This is a genomic window from Longispora urticae, from assembly GCF_053902585.1.
In genome coordinates, this window is sequence record NZ_JAQZSH010000039.1 from 1 (window position 1) to 18,724 (window position 18,724).

The 18,724-nt window shown below is 75.1% G+C and carries 15 protein-coding genes; 5 read left to right on the forward strand and 10 right to left on the reverse strand.

From position 1 onward, the window contains the following. Positions 1-50 precede the first annotated feature (50 nt). The 9 genes from PT931_RS26300 to PT931_RS26340 all read right to left on the reverse strand — a co-directional run bounded on the left by PT931_RS26300 (position 51) and on the right by PT931_RS26340 (position 12,899). On the reverse strand, positions 51-617 hold the full coding sequence (locus tag PT931_RS26300; RefSeq protein ID WP_456248379.1) for a hypothetical protein: 567 nt from the start codon (positions 615-617) through the stop codon (positions 51-53). 85 nt (positions 618-702) lie between these two features. Continuing rightward, positions 703-1,758: an amidohydrolase family protein gene (locus PT931_RS26305; RefSeq protein WP_456248380.1), complete on the reverse strand. Its 1,056-nt coding sequence runs from the start codon at positions 1,756-1,758 to the stop codon at positions 703-705. Further along, on the reverse strand, positions 1,746-3,116 hold the full coding sequence (locus PT931_RS26310; protein ID WP_456248381.1) for a glutamine synthetase: 1,371 nt from the start codon (positions 3,114-3,116) through the stop codon (positions 1,746-1,748). Before PT931_RS26310 ends, PT931_RS26305 begins: the two co-directional genes overlap by 13 nt. 27 nt (positions 3,117-3,143) lie before the next feature. Further along, positions 3,144-3,698, reverse strand: coding sequence for a hypothetical protein (locus PT931_RS26315; RefSeq protein ID WP_456248382.1), 555 nt, complete (start codon positions 3,696-3,698; stop codon positions 3,144-3,146). Further along, on the reverse strand, positions 3,685-5,286 hold the full coding sequence (locus tag PT931_RS26320) for an extracellular solute-binding protein (protein WP_456248383.1): 1,602 nt from the start codon (positions 5,284-5,286) through the stop codon (positions 3,685-3,687). The genes PT931_RS26315 and PT931_RS26320 overlap by 14 nt, the downstream gene beginning before the upstream one ends. Before the next feature lie 9 nt (positions 5,287-5,295). Continuing rightward, positions 5,296-6,318, reverse strand: a complete 1,023-nt coding sequence (locus tag PT931_RS26325) for a hypothetical protein (protein ID WP_456248384.1) — start codon at positions 6,316-6,318, stop codon at positions 5,296-5,298. A 94-nt stretch (positions 6,319-6,412) separates the two neighbouring features. After that, complete coding sequence (locus PT931_RS26330) at positions 6,413-7,354, reverse strand: threonine/serine dehydratase (RefSeq protein ID WP_456248385.1); 942 nt, start codon at positions 7,352-7,354, stop codon at positions 6,413-6,415. 63 nt (positions 7,355-7,417) lie between these two features. Next, complete coding sequence (locus PT931_RS26335; protein ID WP_456248386.1) at positions 7,418-11,917, reverse strand: HEAT repeat domain-containing protein; 4,500 nt, start codon at positions 11,915-11,917, stop codon at positions 7,418-7,420. Between the two features lie 94 nt (positions 11,918-12,011). Next, complete coding sequence (locus PT931_RS26340; protein ID WP_456248387.1) at positions 12,012-12,899, reverse strand: NAD-dependent epimerase/dehydratase family protein; 888 nt, start codon at positions 12,897-12,899, stop codon at positions 12,012-12,014. A 117-nt stretch (positions 12,900-13,016) separates the two neighbouring features. Between PT931_RS26340 and PT931_RS26345 the strand changes: the two genes are divergently transcribed. The 5 genes from PT931_RS26345 (at position 13,017) to rfbB (ending at position 17,919) form a co-directional block, all read left to right on the forward strand. Then, positions 13,017-13,715 (forward strand): TetR/AcrR family transcriptional regulator, encoded by a 699-nt coding sequence (locus PT931_RS26345; RefSeq protein ID WP_456248388.1) that lies wholly within the window; start codon positions 13,017-13,019, stop codon positions 13,713-13,715. Between the two features lie 81 nt (positions 13,716-13,796). Then, complete coding sequence (locus PT931_RS26350) at positions 13,797-14,522, forward strand: GntR family transcriptional regulator (protein ID WP_456248389.1); 726 nt, start codon at positions 13,797-13,799, stop codon at positions 14,520-14,522. Next, positions 14,519-16,099 (forward strand): phosphonate degradation HD-domain oxygenase, encoded by a 1,581-nt coding sequence (locus tag PT931_RS26355; RefSeq protein WP_456248390.1) that lies wholly within the window; start codon positions 14,519-14,521, stop codon positions 16,097-16,099. The genes PT931_RS26350 and PT931_RS26355 overlap by 4 nt, the downstream gene beginning before the upstream one ends. Positions 16,100-16,153: 54 nt before the next feature. After that, a complete protein-coding gene (locus PT931_RS26360; RefSeq protein ID WP_456248391.1) occupies positions 16,154-16,918 on the forward strand; it encodes a GntR family transcriptional regulator in 765 nt (254 codons plus the stop codon). Between the two features lie 8 nt (positions 16,919-16,926). Then, positions 16,927-17,919, forward strand: a complete 993-nt coding sequence (gene rfbB, locus PT931_RS26365; protein ID WP_456248392.1) for a dTDP-glucose 4,6-dehydratase — start codon at positions 16,927-16,929, stop codon at positions 17,917-17,919. A gap of 70 nt (positions 17,920-17,989) precedes the next feature. Here the strand turns inward: rfbB and PT931_RS26370 are convergent, their stop codons facing one another. Further along, complete coding sequence (locus PT931_RS26370) at positions 17,990-18,706, reverse strand: hypothetical protein (protein ID WP_456248393.1); 717 nt, start codon at positions 18,704-18,706, stop codon at positions 17,990-17,992. Between the last annotated feature and the right edge of the window lie 18 nt (positions 18,707-18,724).

Here is an 18,724-nt window from a genome sequence, read left to right on the forward strand (position 1 = left end):
CCGGCCCCGCGACGGGTGGCTCCCGTCGCGGGCCGGTCCATCGAGGACGGTCAGCTCCAGCGGATGGAGCGGGCGTTGTCGTTCATGTTGGTGCCGCCGATGACCGGCATGGTCGCCGACGAGCCGAGGTACCCGGTGTGCACGCCGGCGAAGTTGGCCAGGTAGTAGTGGTCGGCGATGCAGTTGTTGTAGGTCCGGAACGAGGACACCTTGTCGTTCCAGCCGATCACGTCGAGGTCGGCGATCTGCTTGTCGACGTCGTTGGTGGGCCCGGTGCAGGCGGCGGTGCGGAACACCGAGAAGGTGTTGCCGCCGAAGTTCGTCGCGTCGTACTCGATCCCGATCAGCACGTTCGCCGCGCGGGTCGCCGGGTGTTCCACCTCCGCCTGGAACCCCGGGTCGGTCGCGGCGGCCGTGGCGTCGGGCGCGCTGGTGATCGCCCCGTCGGTGCCGAACGCGATGGCCTGCCGGAACGTGCCGAAGCACTGGTGCCGCGGTCCGTCCTGGGTGAGCTGCACGGCGCAGTGCCGGCCGGTACCGGGTTCGGCGTGCGCCGTGACCGGAAAGACGGCCAGCGCGGCGAGCGCCGCGCCGATCGCGATGAGGATTCTTCGCATCTCTGCCTCCTGAATCTCGACAGTGGTTCAGGGCAAAGTATTGAATTACTGACATCTCAAAATTGGGGATTTCGCTAAATTGGGACTATTCATTCATGCTGACGGGCGGCGGGTCGGGTTGCCCCAGCCCGTACAGCCGGCGGGCGTTGTCCGCGCCGACCCGGGTGCCGATCGCGGCCGCGTCGGCGGGCGACAGCGCCCCGTCGGCCAGCCAGCCGTCCACCAGGAGCCGCCAGGAGTGCCGGAACTGGGCCGCCCCGACCACGTAGAGCTCCGCGAGCCCGAAGGCGTCCGTGGAGAACAGCAGCCGGTCGAACGGGGCCAGCTCGCAGAACTCGCCCAGCACCGCCGTGGCCCGGGTGCCGAGCTGGCCGACCGTGAGGCCCACGTCCGCGTACACGTTGCCGAACACCTGGGCCAGCCAGCCGGCCTGCCGGTGGAACGGGTAGCAGTGCAGCAGGACCACCGGCACGCCCGAGGGCTCGACCGCCGCGAGCCACGGCTGGAGCAGGGCCGGATCGGCGCGCGCCAGCGGCACGTCGTCGTCCCCGAACCCGGTGTGCAGCTGGATCGGCAGCCCCAGGTCCACGGCCAGCCACAACAGGTGCCGGACCAGAACCGGATCGGTCAGCCGGCCCGCGTGCCCGGCGAGGGCCCGCCGCACGTCACCCGCCGAGGGCCGCCGGGGATCGAGATCGAGCCCGCACCGGTACGCGGCGATGGACTTCACTGCCACCGCGTTCCTCGTCGCGGCGTGCAGGGCCTCGGACCAGTCCCCGGTCGCGCGTTCCGCCACGTGCTCCAGCCGGACCACCTCCCGGACCGGGGCCAGCCGGCCGAACTCCGCGAGCGGCAGCAGCCCCGGGGTGTCCAGCCCGGTGTCCACGAGCAGGGTGTCGAGCCGGGCGGCGGCCAGCATCCGCCGGTTCACCTCGGCGCCGCCCAGCTCCCGGCGCCGGGCGGCGTAGACGGCCAGCGGGGCGTGCGGCTCCAGGTCCAGGACCGGGGCGCACCACCGGCGCAGGGCCAGGCCGAGCTGGCTGTCGAGGGTGCTGTGCGCGGCCTCGGTGGCCCACCGGCCCAGGTCCACGTCGTCGTCGGCGAGGACGGAATGGCAGTGCTGGTCGATCAGTACGTCCACCGGACCGCCTCCGTGATCTCCGCGCGGGTCCGGCCGTCGAACAGTTCCGCCTCGGCGCGGTGCACGGCGACGAACGCCCCGGACAGCTCGGGGCCCAGGGCCGCCGGGAGGACGTCGTCGGCGGCGAGCGCGTCGAGGGCGGCGGCCACGGAGGCGGGCAGCCGGGGCGGGGGCTCGGCCAGGGTCGCCGGGTCGACGGTCACCTCGGGCGGCAGCGTGCCCCAGCCCGCGTCCCCGGCCGCGGCCGCGCCGGCACCCGCCTCGCCCCCGAGCGCCGCCGCGATCACCGCCCCCACCACCAGATACGGATTCGCCGCCCCGTCCACGCACTTCAGCTCCGCGTTCGCGGCCGTCTCCCGCGCGCCCACCGGCCCGGTCACGAACCGCAGCACCGCCTCCCGGTTCTCCCGGCCCCAGCACTGGTACGCGCCGGCCCAGCGCTGCGGGACCAGCCGGAGCTGACTGGCCACCCCGGGCGCGCCGATCGCGACCAGCGCCGGCACCCGGGCCAGGACCGACGCGAGCAGCCCCTCGCCGCGCGCGGTCATCCCGTGCGGCCCCGGGCCCCCGGCGAACAGGTTGCGCCCGTCGGCGTGCGCGGAGAAGTGCAGGTGCGCGCCGTTGCCGACCTGGTCGGGCACCACGACGGGCGCGAACGACGCCCCGAACCCGTGCCGCGCAGACACCGCGCGGATCGTCTGCCGGACGAGCACCGTCAGGTCGGCGGCCGCCACGGGACCGGTCGCGGCCACGGACAGCTCGAACTGGCCGGGGGAGTACTCGGGGTGCAGTTGCTCCACCGGTATCCCCTGGAGGTCGAGGGTTTCGAGCAGGTCGGCGAGGTAGTCGGAAACGGCGATCAGCCGGTTCATCCCGTAGGCCGAGCCCGCGCACGCTGGGGTGCCGTCGGGCGCGCCGACGAACCACTCCACCTCGAACGCCATGCTGAACGTCAGCCCGCGCTCGGCGGCCCGCGCGACCATCCGCCGGGCGAAGCCGCGCTGGCACGACGCGGCCGGCACGCCCTCCTGGGTCCACTTGTCGGCCGGCGCCCACGCCCAGCCGGGCTGCGCGCCGAGCGGGGTGAGCTGGTCGAGGTCGGGGTGCAGCCGCAGGTCCCCGACGGGGCCGCCGATGTGCGCGCTCGTCGTGGTGGCGTCGTCGACTCCGAACACGTCGAACACGGGCGACGCCCCCACCCCCCAGGCGGCCGCGTGCGCGAGCCGGGCGGTCGGCACGCCCTTGACCCGGGTCACGCCGGCATTGTCCACCCAGGTCAGCGCCACGGCGCGGACGTCGCGGGCCGACAGTTCCGCCGCGCACCGCACGCCCCGCAGTCGTTCCTCTTCTCTGTCCACGGTGTCATTATTCAGGACAAAGCGTGATCAGGTACCGTCGGCGGCGCGGCGCACCGACTCCTCGTAGACCGAGTGCGCGACCCCCGCGACCTTCGACTCGACCGCCTCGAGTTCGTCGATCAGCGTCATCTCGCCGGGCCGGACCCCGGGCAGCGCGGCGTGCCAGCGCGGCTGGTTCAGGTACGCCCCCACGGCCAGCGGCAGGTCCACCTGGATCACGGTGTGCGCGGTGAACCAGTTCTCCGGGTTCGCCGCCAGGTCCACGGGTACCTTCAGCAGCGCGTCGAGCATGGCGACGGTGCGGCGGAAGTGTTCCAGGGCGCTGAGCGGCAGCCGCTGCTCGTGCTCCTCGACGGTGGCGGCGAGCCGGGCGAGGCTGGTCCGCAGTTCCTCCGCCGGCTCCGGGGCCAGGGCCACCCGGCGGTCCGGGGGCGTGGCCAGGACCCCGGCGAGGTAGGAGCCGGCGACGACCAGGGGCCAGTACCGGCCGGCGACCGACAGCGCGTGCAGGCCGAGCGCGACCAGCCCGAGGGCCGAGCCGACCAGGTTGCGGGTGGACTGCAGGTACCTACTGATACCCACGGATCTCCTTGAACACCGCCGACAGGGTGCCGGTCCGGCCGTCGAAGGTCCGCCCGCCGGTCAGCGCGGCCAGGGCCCGCATCTCCTCCACGGCGCTCTCCCCGAACAGCACCGGGAACACGGGCACGGCCTTCGTGGCGGCGGGCAGTTTCTGGTACTGCTCCGTGAAGCCCTTCAGGCTCGCCCCCGCCGTGACCTCCCCGTCGGTGAGCAGCACGATCGTGGTGACCCGCCCGGGATCGGCCTCCTGCTGGGCCTGCGCGATCCGGTACGCCTCGCGCATCGCGTCGTAGATCGCCGTGGAACCGTTGGCCTGGAAGCCGTTCACCGCCCCCTTGATCTGGTCGAGGACCGGGCCGGGCGCGTCGGGCGGCACCGTGAACGTGCTCGGCGGCCGCGGCGCGCTGGAGAACGGCAGCAGGGTCACCTGTTCGCGCTGGTGGAAGCCCGAGAACCGGCCGGACAGGCTCGTGTCGGCCCCGGTGAGGCCCAGGAGCGCGGTCTTCGGCCCGGCGAGCCGGTTATCCTCGTTCATGGAGCCCGACAGGTCCAGCACGTAGATCGTGTTCGACGGCCGGCGGGCCACGTTGTTGTAGGCGTCGATCAGCGCGTTCGCGGTGTCCAGCTTCACCGGGAACGGCAGCTCGAACAGCGTGCCGCCGCCGAACCGCTCGGCCAGCGCCACCCCGGGCACCACGGGCCGGCGCGACGTGCGCTCCATCAGGGTCTTCTGGGTCTCCGGCCGGCGCAGGTAGTCCACGACGGCCTGGTAGCGGTCCTTCACCTCGGCGTCGGCCCCGGACAGCAGGGTCAGCGGGTAGTCGGCGGTGACGACCCCGTCCGCCGGGTACACCATGGTGAGGGGTTCGGGCAGTTTGCCGCCCGCGTTGAGGGAGAGCAGCACCGACTCGTAGTTGACGAGGCCGTCCACGCCGCCCTTCCGGGTGAACGTGTCGGCCAGCCAGCCCGAGGAGCCCGAGGTCAGCGCCTGCGCGTCGAAGAACTGCCGCAGCTTCGGCGTGACCGGCCCGACCTGCTCGGCGGTGAGCGCGGTGCCCTTGCCGGACAGGGCGGTGGCGAGCGCGACGAGGGCGGAGAACCCGGAGTTCGACGCGGCCGGGTTGGTCATCCCGTAGCTGAACCTCTTCGCCGCCGCCGCGTCGGCGATCTCCTGCCAGCTGGGCCGCTTGGCGTCCCAGCCCAGGGACTTCGCCACGGACTGCTTGATCCCGAGCACGACGGGGGAGGACATCACCTTGGTCTGGGTACCGATCCGGCCCGGCGCCCCGGACTGCAGCTCCAGGTACCGGTTGGAGGAGAACCACACCGCCTGGTGGTCCTTGCCGGCCGTCCCGGACGTGACCTGTTCGACCCCGTCGAGGGTGCCGGTGTAGTCGAGGGTGACCTTGACCCCGGTGGCCTTGTTCAGGTCCTCCAGGATCGGCTCCAGGTCGGCCAGTTCGCTGCCGGCCAGCACGCGCAGGGTGCCGGCGGCGGCCTTGTGCGTGTCGTCCTTGACGGCGGGCTCGTCGGCCGTGCAGCCGGCGAGCAGCGCCATGGCGGAGAGCAGGGCGAGGGTGCGTCGCATGGTCGGTCCTCAGTGTTGCAGGGCGTCGAGGAGTGCTTCGAGCACGTCGTAGGACGGCGGCGGCACCGTCTGGGTGAGCGCGGGCAGCGCGGCACCGGTGTCGGGGGTGCGGAACCCGTGCCGGGCGGCCAGCTTCCGCAGCTCCGGATCGTTGACGAGCAGGTTGCCGACCTTGTCGCCGCCGTCGGTGCGGGGCACGACCGTGTGCTGGGACAGGATGGTCGGCGACGGGTACATCAGGGCCATCTCGGGCCTCACCTTCGCCCCGACGTACTGCGCCTCGTAGATCCACACCATCGGCGAGTAGCCCATGCCCTGGGAGAGGTAGCTCTCGAACGGGTAGCCGCTCGACGTCTCCAGGTAGCCCTGGTCCCGGAACAGCGGACCGACCCGGTCGAGCACCGCCCTGGCCTCGGCCTCGTCGCCGAGGACCCGTTCGTTGTTGGCGAGGTAGCCGGCGACCGCCGCGTACATGGCCGCCGAGTTCGAGGCGCGCGGCGCGGTGGTCGTGACGAGCACGTGCCGGGACGGCAGCGCGACGGCCGAGCTGTTCGGGATGTCCCCCCAGCGCAGCCCGTCGCGGGCCGCCGCCAGGTACGCCTTCATGTCCAGGGTCCAGTGTCCCGCCGGGTCCTTGGCGGCGAGTTTGCGGCTGGCGAGCAGCTCGGCGACCGGCGCGAACGTGGCCACGGCCATCGGGGACGAGAACGGCGTGTAGTGCCGGCCGGTGCCGATCTGGCGTTCGATCCGCTCGGCGGTGGGGGCGCTGGACGGGAACGCGAAGTCGTACGTCTTCGGGTCGCGGTTCGCCATCTCCCGCGAGCCCAGCGGGTCGACCTTCACGGTCAGGCCGTGCCTCGCGAACGCCACCACCACGTCGGGGTCGGCGAAGAACGGCAGCTTCTCCGAGCCGATCACCCCGTGCACGGTCGTCGTGCCGGACGCCCCGTCACCGTCGCGGCCCAGCAGCACCGCGGTGACCACCCCGCCGATCAGCACCACCGCCAGCAGCACGCTCAGAGCACGCCGCACGCCGCACCCAGCCCCGTAGATGTCATGACGACAGGATGGGACTCCATAGTGGCCGGTTCGTGAACTCGGGGTGAACCGGCCACGGCACGTGCGCTCAGGTCAGGTCGGACGGGTCCGTGTTCGCCCCGCACAGCAGCACCGCGACCCGCTCGCCGTCCGCCGGCACGTACCCGCCCGTGGCCACCGCCGCCAGCGCCGCCGCCGTACCGTGCTCGACCACCACCCGGCAGCGGTCCCACAGCAGCCGGCGCGCGTCGACGATCGCCTGGTCGGACACGAGGATACTGGTCACCTCCGTCCGGGTGGCCACGTCGAACGCGATGTCCCCGATCCGGCGCGCGCCGAGGGAGTCCACCGCGACGCCGCCCACCGCGACGTCGACCGGGCGGCCGGCGGCGAGGGCGTCGTGCAGGGTCGGGATGCCCTCGGGCTCCACCGCCACCACCCGGGCGCGGCCCTCCAGCGCGGCGGCCACCCCGGCGAGCAGCCCGCCGCCGCCGACCGCGACCAGGACGGTGTCCAGTTCGCCGCCGAGCTGGTCGAGGAGTTCCAGGCCGAGGGTGCCCTGGCCGGCGCAGATCTCCGGCTGGTCGTACGCGTGGCAGAACAGCGCGCCGGTGTCCGCCGCGTACCCGACGGCCGCCCCGTAGGCCTCCGCGTACTCCGCGCCGACCTGGCGGACCGTCGCGCCCAGCTTGTGCAGCTTGGCGACCTTGACCTGGGGGGCGGTGGTGGGCACGTACACGACGGCGGGCACGCCCACGGTCGACGCCGCGTAGGCCACGGCCAGCCCCGCGTTGCCCCCGGACGCCGCGACGACCCCCGCGTCCGGCAGGGTGCCCGCCCCGGCGGCCGCCAGGATCCGGTTGAACGCGCCCCGGGCCTTGAACGAGCCGGTGTGCTGGAGGAACTCCAACTTCAGCCACAGCTCGGGTGCCGGCCCGAACGCGCCCGCCCCGACCCGGGCGACGGGGGTGGTGCGGACCCGGCCGGCGATCCGGGTGGCGGCGGCCTCGACGTCGGTACGGCTGATCATGTTGTGGTTCCTCCCGTGATCGTCTGCCGCGAACGCTACGCCCACCGGGCGTGCGGCTCCGGGTCACCCCAGGTGGTCCAGCACCGCCGTGTACACCGCCCGCCGGTCCGGTCGGGCCCGCCCCGCCGCGTACCGGAGCGCGGGCACCGCCGCCGGCCCGACCAGCACCAACGCGGCGGCCGACGCGCGCCGTACCGCCGGATGCGGGTGGGTCAGCAGCTCGACCAGCACCGGGACCGCCGGCCGGTGCCCCGCGTGCCCGAGGGCCGTGACCGCCGAGCGCACGATCGCCGGCTGCGGGTCGCGCAACAACAGCTCGGTGTGCCCGAGGAATGTGTCCCGGTCCAGCAGCCGCCGCGACAACCGGTGCGCGTGCAGCCGGACCCGGGGCTCGCCGTGCCCGAGCAGCCGGGCCAGCAGGTCCGGCAGCCCCTCGCCGCCCCGGCCGTCCTCGTGCGCCTCGCCGAGCAGGGTGAGCGCCCGGCGGACCTCCCCGGGGTCGCCGGTCCCGGCCCGGTCGAGCAGTTCCGCCCAGGTGGGTTCGCGCCGGGTCGCCGGGTGCGGGGGCTCGCGCAACGCCGCGAGCGCCGCCCCGTCGCGCGCGCCGTCCGCCGGGGAGCGCAGCGGCCCCTCCACCAGCGTGAACGTGTCAGCCAACCCCGCCACCCGGCGTCGCAGCGCGGCCCGCTCCGGGGTGTACGGCACCCGCAGGCCGGCGACCGCCGCCGCCAGTCCGACCTCGCCGGCCGAGATCCGGGGGCCGACCAGATCGAAGAGCACCTCGTCGGGTACCTGTCGAAGGTCCGTTCCGGAGATCCGCCCCTGTTCCCACCAGGCGAGCAGCAGCGGGGCGTGCGCCGCCCGGCCCGGACCGTCGAGGCACCGGACGGCGTCGACCACCCGGTCCGGCCGGGCGGCCTCCACCTCGGCCCCGGGCACGGCGCGCAACAGCTCGGCGACCGCCCGGCCGATCGGCACGTCGACCCGCCCGGCCAGGTACTCCCGCAGCACCGCCAGCCGCTCCGCCGGCTCCGGCCAGCCAGCCAACTCCTCGGCGGCCGCCCGCCGCGCACCGGGATCCGCCCCGGTCAACGCCGCCCGCAGCTGCTCCCGCCGCGCCCCGGACCGGCGCGCGACCCGCGGCCCGGCCACTCCCTGTCCGCCGTCGGCCCAGGGCCCGCCGGTCGCTCGACGCCGGCCCTCCCCTCCACGGTCGCCCTCCGACCGGGGCCCGCCGGCTGACGCCGACCCGTCGGACAGCTCGGCCCGCTCGCCCAGGGTCCACGGGGCCGCGCCGAGCGGTTGGAGGTCGAGCATCCAGTCGAGCAACGGCTCCCGCACGGCGCGGTCGGCGGTCGGATACATCCTGATCAGAGCATCGAGCCGGTCCCGTGAACTGGCCCGCCCGTCGCCGGACGGCCGCCGTGCCCCGGGACGGTCGGCCACTGTGGCCTTCGACGTCGCGCCGGGCCGCGGAGAGCCGTCGGTGGCCGCTCCGGAGCCGTGCCGGAACTCCCGGAGCGCCGCCGGAGTCGCAGCGGCCGCCGCCAGTGCGGAGTTCCAGTCGGGGGCGCGACCGGGGATGGGCGGCTGGTCGAAGGCATCGCGCAGGGTGCGCTCGACGCCCCGCCACGGATCGGGCCCGAGGAGGGCATCGGCGAGGGCGCGGTCCAGGTCGGCCCTGGTGAGCACCGCGCCCGCCGCCCGCAGCAGCGTCACCGTGCCCCGCACACCGCCGGCGGTCGGAGGTCGTTCCCGGACCGCGCGGACGAGATCCGTCGCCTCGTCGGGGCGCAGCCGGGGCGCGAGGTCTTCGAGCACCGCGAGCAGCAGGTCCCGGTCGGACCCGTCGATCGTGCCCAGGCACGCCAGCAGCATCGGGAACCCCCGCAGGAGTTCCGCCGACTCCTCCGCCGACCAGGGCCCGGGCGCGGTCCGCAACGCGACCCGTACCACGTCGGAACCTCCGGGCGACCGGCTTCCGCCCGCCTCGCGGCCAGACCGCTCCACTTCCGGGCCCGGTCGGCGCCCGGCCGGATCCACCAGCCGCCGGACCTCCGCCGCCGACCGGCGCCCGGCGAACCGGAGCCAGTCGGGGAGCAGGGGACGGAGCCTCGCCAGCTCCTCCGCTGTCAGCTCGGCGGCCAGGACCAGGTCGGCGGTCGCGTCCCGCCAGCCGTCCCGGAGCAGAGCGTCCACAGCGGACTGTCCCGTCGGGTCCGCCCCGGGCCCGCCGTCGAGCACCGCCCCGAGCAGCTCCCGGGAACGCTCGTCGGCGGCGTGGTCGCGGGCGGCGCGGACCGTCGCGGCGAACGCGGGACCCAGGATCGCCCGCAGCGCCTCCACCAGTGCGGTACGCAGCCCGGGGTTGTCGTGCCGACCCAACCAGAACAGCAGCCGGGGGACGACCTCCGGCGTGCCCGCCACCGCGAGGGTCGCCGCCGCCGTCTTCTTCACGGCCATGGCCGGGTGTTCGAGGCACGCGGCGACGGCGGTGGCCGCCCAGGTGGCCCGGGCGGTGCCGAGCGCGAGGAGCGCCTCGCGGACGGTACCCGGATCGCGGTCCGTGGTCAGGGGTACCAGGCTCGCCGACAGGGTCCGGGCGTCCGCCGCGAGCAGCCCGATCACCCGTTGCCGGACGCGCCGGTCGCGGTCCCGGAGCAGCGGGTACACCCGGCGCCGGGTGTCGGGGTGCGGCGCGTCGGCCAGGACCTCCAGGAGGGTGGCCCGTTCCGCCGCGGCCAGGTCGGGCCGGTCGAGCAGGTCCAGGCACAGTCCGGCGAGGAACGCGTCCCCGGCGGCCCGGGCGTCCCGCGCGCCGAGCAGGCCCACCGGCCGGATCCGGCCCCGGTCGTGCAGCCGCCCGCCGAGCGCCCGCAGCGCGTCGGTCACCTCGACCGGCAGCGCGGGTTCCCGACCTGCCGGAGGTCCGGCTTTGCCCGCCCCGTCGCCTGCGGTGTCGACCCGGGCGGAACCCGTGCCCGCCCGGGTCCCGGTGAGACGCCGTGGGTGGAGGTAGTCGTGGTCGCGCGGGATCGGGACCGGTTCCGCGGACACGACCCGCCGGAGCAGGTCCGTCAGCGCGGGTAAGGCGCGCGCCCCGCCCACCTTCGCCAGCGCGACCAGCGCCTGATCCGGCCGGTCCGGTGCGAAGTCGGCGGCCAGCAGGGCCAGTTCGGACCCGTCCGGGGCGCCGAGGTCGCGGGCGATCTCCCGGGGCAGGTCGCGCGGGTCGAGCCGGCGGACCAGCCCGGCCCGGTCGGCGGGCTCGTCGGTGAGGTGCCAGAGGAGTTCGAGGGCGCGGTACCGGACCGGGCGGAGGTGCGGGGCGACCGTCGGCCCGAGCAGCCCGTCCCGCAGTGCCGCGACGGTACGGGCGCCGGCGATCGGGGCGAGCGCCTCCAGGGCCGGGCCGGCCGCGCGGGGGAGCGCGTCGAGGAGGGCGGGTTCGGCGGGCGGGTGCCGCAGTACCCGGAGAGCGTGCAGGAACGGTGCGGGGTCGGTGACCCCGGGCAGCACGGCCGCGATCGCGTCGCCGACCGCCGGCGTTCCCGCGCCCTGGTCGGCGAGCGCCACCAGCAGGTCGAGGCGGCGCGGCCAGCTCGGATCGTCGGGGGCGACGTCGGCGAGCGCGGCGAGGGCGGCGTGCCGGCACGTGTACAGCACGGCGGCGATCTCCGTGGCGGCCGTCCCGTGGTCGGCCAGCGCCAGGTCCAGGGTCGCGGTGGGGTCGGCGGGGAAGTGTCCGCGCTGGTGGGCCGCGCGCAGGGCGGCCAGGGCCGGGCCGCCGAACAGCAGCGGGTCGGTGGCGGCCACCGCGAGCAGCGCGTCGAGGTCGGAGCGGTCCACGAGCCCGCCGAGCGCCTCCAGTGCCCGGCACCGGGCGTCCTCGGGGGCGGCCTCGTCGGTCGCCACCTCCCACAGCAGGTCGGTGTGACCGTGCCGGGCCGCGACGTCGACGGCCTCCGGGTGGTCGAGGAGGGGACGGAGCGCGGCGGCGGGCAGGCCGACCATCACCGCCCACGGCTGGGCCCACTCCCGCAACACGGCCGCCACCAGCCACGAGTCGGGCTCCCCGGGTGGCACGGTCCGCGGCGGGGCCTGTCCGGGCCCGTCGCTCCCACCCGGGGGAACGGCACACCGACCGAGGAGGCGGGCGAGCAGCGCGCCGGCCCGGTCCGGGGCGAGGGGTCCGGCGTGCAGGGCCTCCCGCGCCAGCCGGACGGCCTCACCCCACAGGACCAGATCCCGACGGGTCCCCGTCAGCTCGGTCAGGAACGCCTCCGGCGCCGGCAGGTCGGCTCCGGTGAGCCCGTGCACCGCCTGGTAGAGCGGTTCGCCGGCCGGTTCGGCGCGCAGGGCGTCCGGCCGGTGCGCGATCTCGGCCCGGAGCCACGCCACCCGGACCGGGACGGGCAGGTCCCCGGCCCGCCAGTCCGGCCAGTGCTCCGCGCCGCGCCGGAGGTAGTGCCCGGCGAGTTCCAGCGCGGCCTCGGGGGAGCCGGGCAGCTCGGTCGGCAACGGGTCCTCGGTGCTCCGGGCTGCCCCCGGCACGGTGATCACGGGTGCAGCCTAGTTCCCCCGTGCCCACCCGGGCCGCCGAGTTTCCGGCGCGCGGCGCCGGGAGCCACGGACCCCGCTGGTCCGGCCGTGGCGGTCACGCGACCCGCAGTGCCCCGTCCAGGTCGGAGGGCGTGATGCCGAACGTCCGCTCGGTCAGGGACGCGTCGAGGACGAAGGGCTTCTCGAACTGGTACAGCGTCGTGCGCAGCTCCCGCGCCATCGTGTTGAACACCCCCATGGTCCACAGCACCGGGTACGGCAGCGCGCTCACCGTCGGCTCCGGCGCCCCGACCACCGTGGCGAACCGGTTCGTCAGGTCGCGGACGGTCATCGGCGGGTTCGAGGGCACGAGCCACGCCCGGCCCCAGCCCCGCTCGTCGCCGGCCGCCGCGATCAGGGTGCGCGCCACGTCGGTGATCGACGTCCAGCTGTGCGGCACGTCGACCGGCACCGGGGACTGGACCCGCTTGCCCGCCCGGACCGGCCCCGCCAGGTACGTGAAGATCGAGTTGGCTTCGAGGTAGTCGCTGCCCCGGACCTCGGTGGCCCGGATCCGGCCGGCCTCGTGCAGGGCGAGCGCGTCGCGCCACATCTGGGCGCGCAGGTGCAGCTTCGGGTGGGTGGCGGCGAGCGGGGTCTCCGGCGTGATCGGGCCGGTCACGGGCCCGTACCCGTAGAGGTTGCCGGTGGTGGCGAGCACGGCCCCGCTGCGCTCGGCGGCGGTGAGCAGCGCGGCGGCGATCGGGGGCCAGTCGGTGAGCCAGCGGTGGTACTCGGGGTTGGCGCAGTTGTAGAGCACGGTCGCGTCCGCGGTGAGCGCGTTGAGCCGGGCGGTGTCGGTGGCGTCGGCCGCGACCCGTTCGACCGCCGGGTGCTCGGGGCCCGCGCCGCGCCGGCTGAGGACCCGGACCTGCTCGCCGCGTGCTGCCAGCTGGGTGGCGACGGCGGTGCCGACGGCGCCGGCGCCGAGGATGACGTGCATCGTGGTGCTCCTTCGGGAGGGTCGTCGAGAGCAGTGCTCTCCAACAAGAGTCATGCTCTCCCGGGCGGGTGCTCGCTGTCAAGAGCAGTGCTCTCGAAACTGTGCGATACTCCTGGCATGGCAGAGCAGAAAGCGGCCTCCATCCGGGCCCGGATCCGCGCCGAGATGGTCGACGAGATCAAACGGGTCGCGCGCCGGCACCTCGCCGTCGACGGGGCGAACCTCTCCCTGCGCGCCGTCGCCCGAGACCTCGGCATGGTCTCCTCGGCCGTCTACCGGTACTTCGCGAGCCGCGACGACCTGCTCACCGCGCTGATCCTCGACGCGTACAACGCGATGGGCGACGCGGCCGAGCGCGCCGAGGCGGCCGTGCCCCGGGGTGACCTGCTCGGCCGGTGGCTCGCCGTGGCGGACGGCCTGCGGGGCTGGGCGCTGGCCCACCCGGAGGAGTACGCGCTGATCTACGGCAGCCCCGTGCCCGGGTACGCGGCCCCGATGGACACCGTCGAGCCGTCCACCCGGCCCGTCGTCCTGCTCGGCGGGATCCTGGCCGACGCCTGGCGCGCGGGCCTGCTGGTCGACCACGGGGACGACCCGCTGCCGCCCGCGCTCGCCGCCGAGGTGCGCCGGATCGCGGAGTTCACCGGGGCCGACGTGCCGGAGTACGCGATGGTCCGGGGGCTGCTCGCCTGGACGGAACTGTTCGGGGCGATCAGCTTCGAACTGTTCGGCCGGATCAACAACACGATCCTCGAACGGGACGCGTGGTTCGCGCACCAGGTGCGGGCGATGGCGGCATACACGGGGCTGCGGTGAACCGGGCCCACCGGTGAACGTCCGGTGAACTCCGCCGCGCACCCCTGGAAGCTTGTATAGCCAAGTGGCAACATGGCTGCCATGTCAGCCAGATTCCGCGACCTCGCGGCCGAACTCCGGGCCGCGATCACCGACGGCACCTACCCGCCCGGCTCCCGCCTGCCCTCCGAGAGCGAACTCGCCGAACGTCACGACGTGTCCCGGGGCACGGTCCGCCAGACGTTCGCCCTGCTGCGCGCCGACGGCCTGATCGCCTCCCACCAGGGCGCCCGGCGCACGGTGCTCGCCGCGCCCCGGGTGCAGAGCTTCGCCGAGCTGCGCAGCTTCTCGCTGTGGGCCCGCTCGCTCGGCGAGACGCCGGCCGGCCGGAAGATCGCGCTGGTCCGCCGCGAGGCCAGCCCGGGGGAGCGCGACGCGCTCGGCGAGGACCGGATCCACCACCTCACCCGGGTCCGGCTGCTGTCCGGCCGGCCCGTGATGATCGAACGCACGGCCTACGTGGACCGGGTCGGCGCGCTGGTCGCCGGGATCGACACCGACACCGAGTCCATCTGCGAGCGGCTCGGCGAACTCGGCATCGTGTTCGCGCACGCCGAACACACCCTCGACGCGGTACCCGCCGACGAGGAGGACGCCGCCCTGCTCGGCTGCGCCCCCGGCACTCCGCTGCTGCGGGAACGCCGCCGCACCACCGATCCCGACGGCCGGCCCCTGGAGTGGTCCGAGGACCGCTACCTGGGCGACGCCGTCGCCGTGACCGTGCACAACTCCGTCGCCGCCAGCGTGCTCGAGAGGCAGAAGTCGTGACCGTGTCCGTGGACCACCTCACCCTCCCCGCCGTCTGGCTCCGCGACAACTGCGGCTGTCCCGAGTGCGCCGACCCGCGCAGCGGCCAGAAACTGTTCGGCATCGCGGACCTGCCCGCCGACCTGGCCGTGGCCGAGGCGCACGACGACGGGACGACGGTGACCGTCACGTTCGCCCCCGACGGGCACGTGTCGACCTTCGCCCGGGACTGGCTGCTCGCCCCGGCCGCCCCCGACGAGCGGACCGAGGACGGCAAGGAGTTCGGCGCGGACCTCGCGTCCGTGTCCTGGCCGGAGTTCCGGGCCGACCGGACCGCCGCCCTCGACGCGCTGCTGCGCCGCGGCGGGGTGCTGCTGCGCGGCGTGCCCACCGCCGACCGGACGGTCCTCGACGTCGCCCGGGGCTTCGGGTACGTCCGGGAGACCAACTACGGCACGCTCTTCGAGGTCAGGGTGGCGGAGAACCCGACCAACCTGGCGTTCACCGGCCGGGAGATCGCCCCGCACACCGACAACCCGTACCGCGACCCGGTGCCGACCGTCCAGCTCCTGCACTGCCTGGTCGCCGCGCCGGAGGGTACCGGGGGCGACTCCGGGCTGGTCGACGGGTTCGCGGCGGCGGCGCTGCTCCGCGCGGAGGACCCGGCGGCGTTCGCGGTGCTGGCCGGCACCCCGGTGACCTTCCGCTACGCCGACCCGGACACCGACCTGTCCGCGAGCCGGCCGCTGATCGGGCTCGACCCGCGCGGCCGGATCCGGGAGGTCCGGTTCAACAACCGCTCGGCCCGGCCGCTGCGCGCCCCGCACGCCGAGCTGGTGGCCTTCTACGCGGCGTACCGGACGTTCGCCGGGATCATCGCCCGGCCGGACCTGAGGCTGGACTTCCGGCTCGTACCGGGCGACTGCCTGGTCTTCGACAACACCCGGATGCTGCACGCCCGCACGGCGTTCACGGAGAGCGCGGCCCGGCACCTGCAGGGCTGCTACGCCGACCTCGACGCCGTGGCCAGCGACCTGGCCGTGCTGCGCCGCCGGTCCCCGGTGGACACGCTCGCGGACCTGTTCGCCGGGGCGGGCGCCGCCGACTACCTGGGTGAGGACGTCACCCAGGCCGTCCACATGCTCCAGGCGGCGACCCTGGCCGAGGCCGCCGGCGCCCCCGACACCCTGGTCGCCGCCGCGCTGCTGCACGACGTCGGGCACTTCACCGGCGAGGTGACCGGGGCCGACCTGATGGCCGGCACCGACAACCGGCACAGCCACGCCGGGGCGGACTGGCTCGCGCGGTGGTTCCCGGTCGCGGTCACCGACCCGGTCCGGCTGCACGTGGCCGCGAAGCGCTACCTGTGCGCCGTCGAGCCCGACTACCACGCCCGGCTGTCGGCCGCCTCGGTGTACACGCTGGGCGTGCAGGGCGGCCCGATGAGCCCCGAGGAGATCGCGTCCTTCGAGGCGGAGCCCCACGCCGGGGCGGCCGTCGCGGTGCGCCGCTGGGACGACGCGGCCAAGGACCCGGCGGCCCCGACCCGGGACTTCGCGCACTTCCGGCCGGTCCTGGAGCGGGTGCTGCGCTTCTAGTACACCTGCATGGTGGTCTTGCAAGATCTGCCGCCACCTGTACGATACAAATCCATGACAGGTCCACGGTTCTCCCGGCTCGCCGCCGAACTGCGCGAACGCATCTCCCTCGGCGACTACGCCACCTCCGGCGCGCTGGAGAGCGAGGCGGAACTCGGCCGCCGGCACGACGTGAGCCGGGTGACCGTGCGCCGGGCCCTCGAACAGCTCCGCGACGAGGGCCTGATCGGCGCGCGCCGGGGCTCCGGCTGGTTCGTCCTGTCGGGGACCTCGTTCGGCCAGTCCATCGCGCTCGGCAGCTTCCAGCACGCCGGCTCCGCCGTGTCGGAGGCCGGCGTGCCGCTGGTCCGCCGGGTCACCGGCTACGAGTACCGGCCGGCCCCGGCCGACGTCGCCCGGCTCCTCGGGCTCGCCGGCGAGGTGGAGACGCTGCGGGTGCAGGCCGTCCGGTTCGCCGGCGCGCACCCGCTCGACGTCGTCACCGAGTGGGTGCCGCTGGAGTTCGCCGCCCCCGTGAGCCGGGCCGACGCGCAGGACCCCGGCGTCTGGGAGACGTTGCGGCGCAACGGGCACGCCGTCGACGTCGTCCGGCAGTCCATCGCCGCCACGGCCGCCAGCACCACGATCGCGCCCCTGCTCGACGTGGCCGAGGGCACCCCGGTGCTCCTGGTCCGCCGGCTGGCGATCCTGGGCGACGCCCGGCCGCTGGCCCTGTCCGAGCACCGCTACCTGGGCCACCGGTTCCGGCTGGACGTGGAGTTCCGCGGCTGGCCCGGCACCGCGGCCACCGAACCGCCCGGCGTGACCCCCATCCCCTGAGGAGTGAGATGAACATCCTGATCACCGGCGCGGCCGGCTTCATCGGCACCAATTTCGTCCGGTACTGGCACCGCGAGCACCCCGCCGACCGGATCGTCGCCCTCGACGCCCTGACCTACGCCGGCACCGCCGCGAACCTCGACGGCCTGCCGGTCACCTTCGCGCACACCGACATCGCGGACCTGCCCGCCGTCGAGGCCCTGCTCCGCGAACACCGGGTGGACGTGGTCGTCAACTTCGCCGCCGAGTCGCACAACAGCCTCGCCGTCCTCGACCCCGAACTGTTCTTCCGCACCAACGTGCTCGGCACCCAGCGCCTGCTGGAGGCCTGCCGGCGTGCGGGCGTGGCCCGGTTCCACCACGTCTCCACCTGCGAGGTGTACGGCGACCTGGCGCTCGACGACCCCGGCGCGTTCACCGAGGACTCGCCCTACCGGCCGCGCACGCCCTACAACGCCAGCAAGGCCGGGGCCGACCACGCGGTGCGCGCCTACCACGAGACGTTCGGGCTGCCCGTGACGATCTCCAACTGCGCCAACAACTACGGCCCGTACCAGTTCCCGGAGAAGGTCATCCCGCTGTTCGTCAGCCGGGCGCTGGCCGGCCTGCCGCTGCCCGTCTACGCGTCCAGCGCGAACCGCCGCGAATGGCTGCACGTGGACGACCACTGCTCCGCCATCGACCGGGTGCTCACCGACGGCCGGGTGGGGGAGACGTACAACATCGGGTCGGGGGTGGAGGCCAGCGTCGCCGAGCTGGCCGACCGGATCCTCGACCAGCTCGGGCTGCCCCGCACCCAGGTCGAGACGGTGCCCGACCGGCCCGGGCACGACCGCCGCTACCTGCTGGACTCCACCCGGTTGCGCACGGAGCTGGGCTGGGCGCCGGCCGTCGGCTTCGACCGGGGCCTGGCGGAGACCGTCACGTGGTACGCCGAGCACCGCGACTGGTGGCAGCCGCTGCTGGAGCGGGCGGCCGTGAACGAGAACGCCTGGGCCTAGCGCCTCGCGGGCGGGGCCGGCACGCGCGGCGGCCCGCTCCGCCCCGGCCCGCCGGCCCGTCCGTCGCCGTTCAGGGCTGGCGGGTCAGCGTCTTCCCGTCCACGTCCAGCCGACGCCGGTCGGGCGCGAGCCGCCCGGTGAACGTCGGGCACGCCGCCGTCGTACTGCGGAACACGAACGCGTTCCCGTCGGTGTCCACCTCGCCGGAGCACTCGACCGTCGTCCCGGACACCCCGACCCCGCCCTGGCCGGTGAGCCCGGCGGACCCGACCGCCGCCCGGTACCGGAACCGGTGGTCGGGGTCCACCGTCAACCGCACCGAGTGCGCCTCGACCCCGATGCCCGTCCCCGCGGTCACCGAGCCGCCGTCGGCCGCCCACGTGCCCTCCAGCGGGCGGAGCGCCGCGGACTTGGCCGTCGTGCCGTACACGATCGCGCCGAGCGCCATCAGCACCACCGCCAGCACGGCGCAGACCATCGTGGCCACGGCACCCCGGGTGACCTGCGGCATCCTGGCCCGCACCCCGTCGACCGGCAGGCCCAGCGCCCGGCGCACGTCGGTGGCGAAGCCGGGGTCGGCCGCCAGCTCGGCCGCGATCGTGGTCCGGGCCAGCGCGCGGATATCGGTGTTGTCGGGGTCGGCGACCAGCGCGGACAGCGCGCCCCGTCCGGTCGCGCCCGCCGTGAGCCGGGTCCGGACGACGACCGCCGGCCAGCTCCGGCCCGTACCGTCCGGGTCGGACAGCACCGCCAGCAGTGCCGCGCCCGCGAGTTCGTCGATGCCCATGCCTCGAAGCTAACCCGG

Excerpts from the sequence above, each read along its gene's own strand:
- PT931_RS26370 (WP_456248393.1), bottom strand. The coding sequence starts at position 18,706 with ATGGGCATCGACGAACTCGCGGGCGCGGCACTGCTGGCGGTGCTGTCC.
- PT931_RS26300 (WP_456248379.1), bottom strand. The coding sequence starts at position 617 with ATGCGAAGAATCCTCATCGCGATCGGCGCGGCGCTCGCCGCGCTGGCC.
- PT931_RS26350 (WP_456248389.1), top strand. The coding sequence starts at position 13,797 with ATGTCAGCCAGATTCCGCGACCTCGCGGCCGAACTCCGGGCCGCGATC.
- PT931_RS26320 (WP_456248383.1), bottom strand. The coding sequence starts at position 5,286 with ATGCGACGCACCCTCGCCCTGCTCTCCGCCATGGCGCTGCTCGCCGGC.
- PT931_RS26360 (WP_456248391.1), top strand. The coding sequence starts at position 16,154 with ATGACAGGTCCACGGTTCTCCCGGCTCGCCGCCGAACTGCGCGAACGC.
- rfbB (WP_456248392.1), top strand. The coding sequence starts at position 16,927 with ATGAACATCCTGATCACCGGCGCGGCCGGCTTCATCGGCACCAATTTC.
- PT931_RS26330 (WP_456248385.1), bottom strand. The coding sequence starts at position 7,354 with ATGATCAGCCGTACCGACGTCGAGGCCGCCGCCACCCGGATCGCCGGC.
- PT931_RS26345 (WP_456248388.1), top strand. The coding sequence starts at position 13,017 with ATGGCAGAGCAGAAAGCGGCCTCCATCCGGGCCCGGATCCGCGCCGAG.
- PT931_RS26340 (WP_456248387.1), bottom strand. The coding sequence starts at position 12,899 with ATGCACGTCATCCTCGGCGCCGGCGCCGTCGGCACCGCCGTCGCCACC.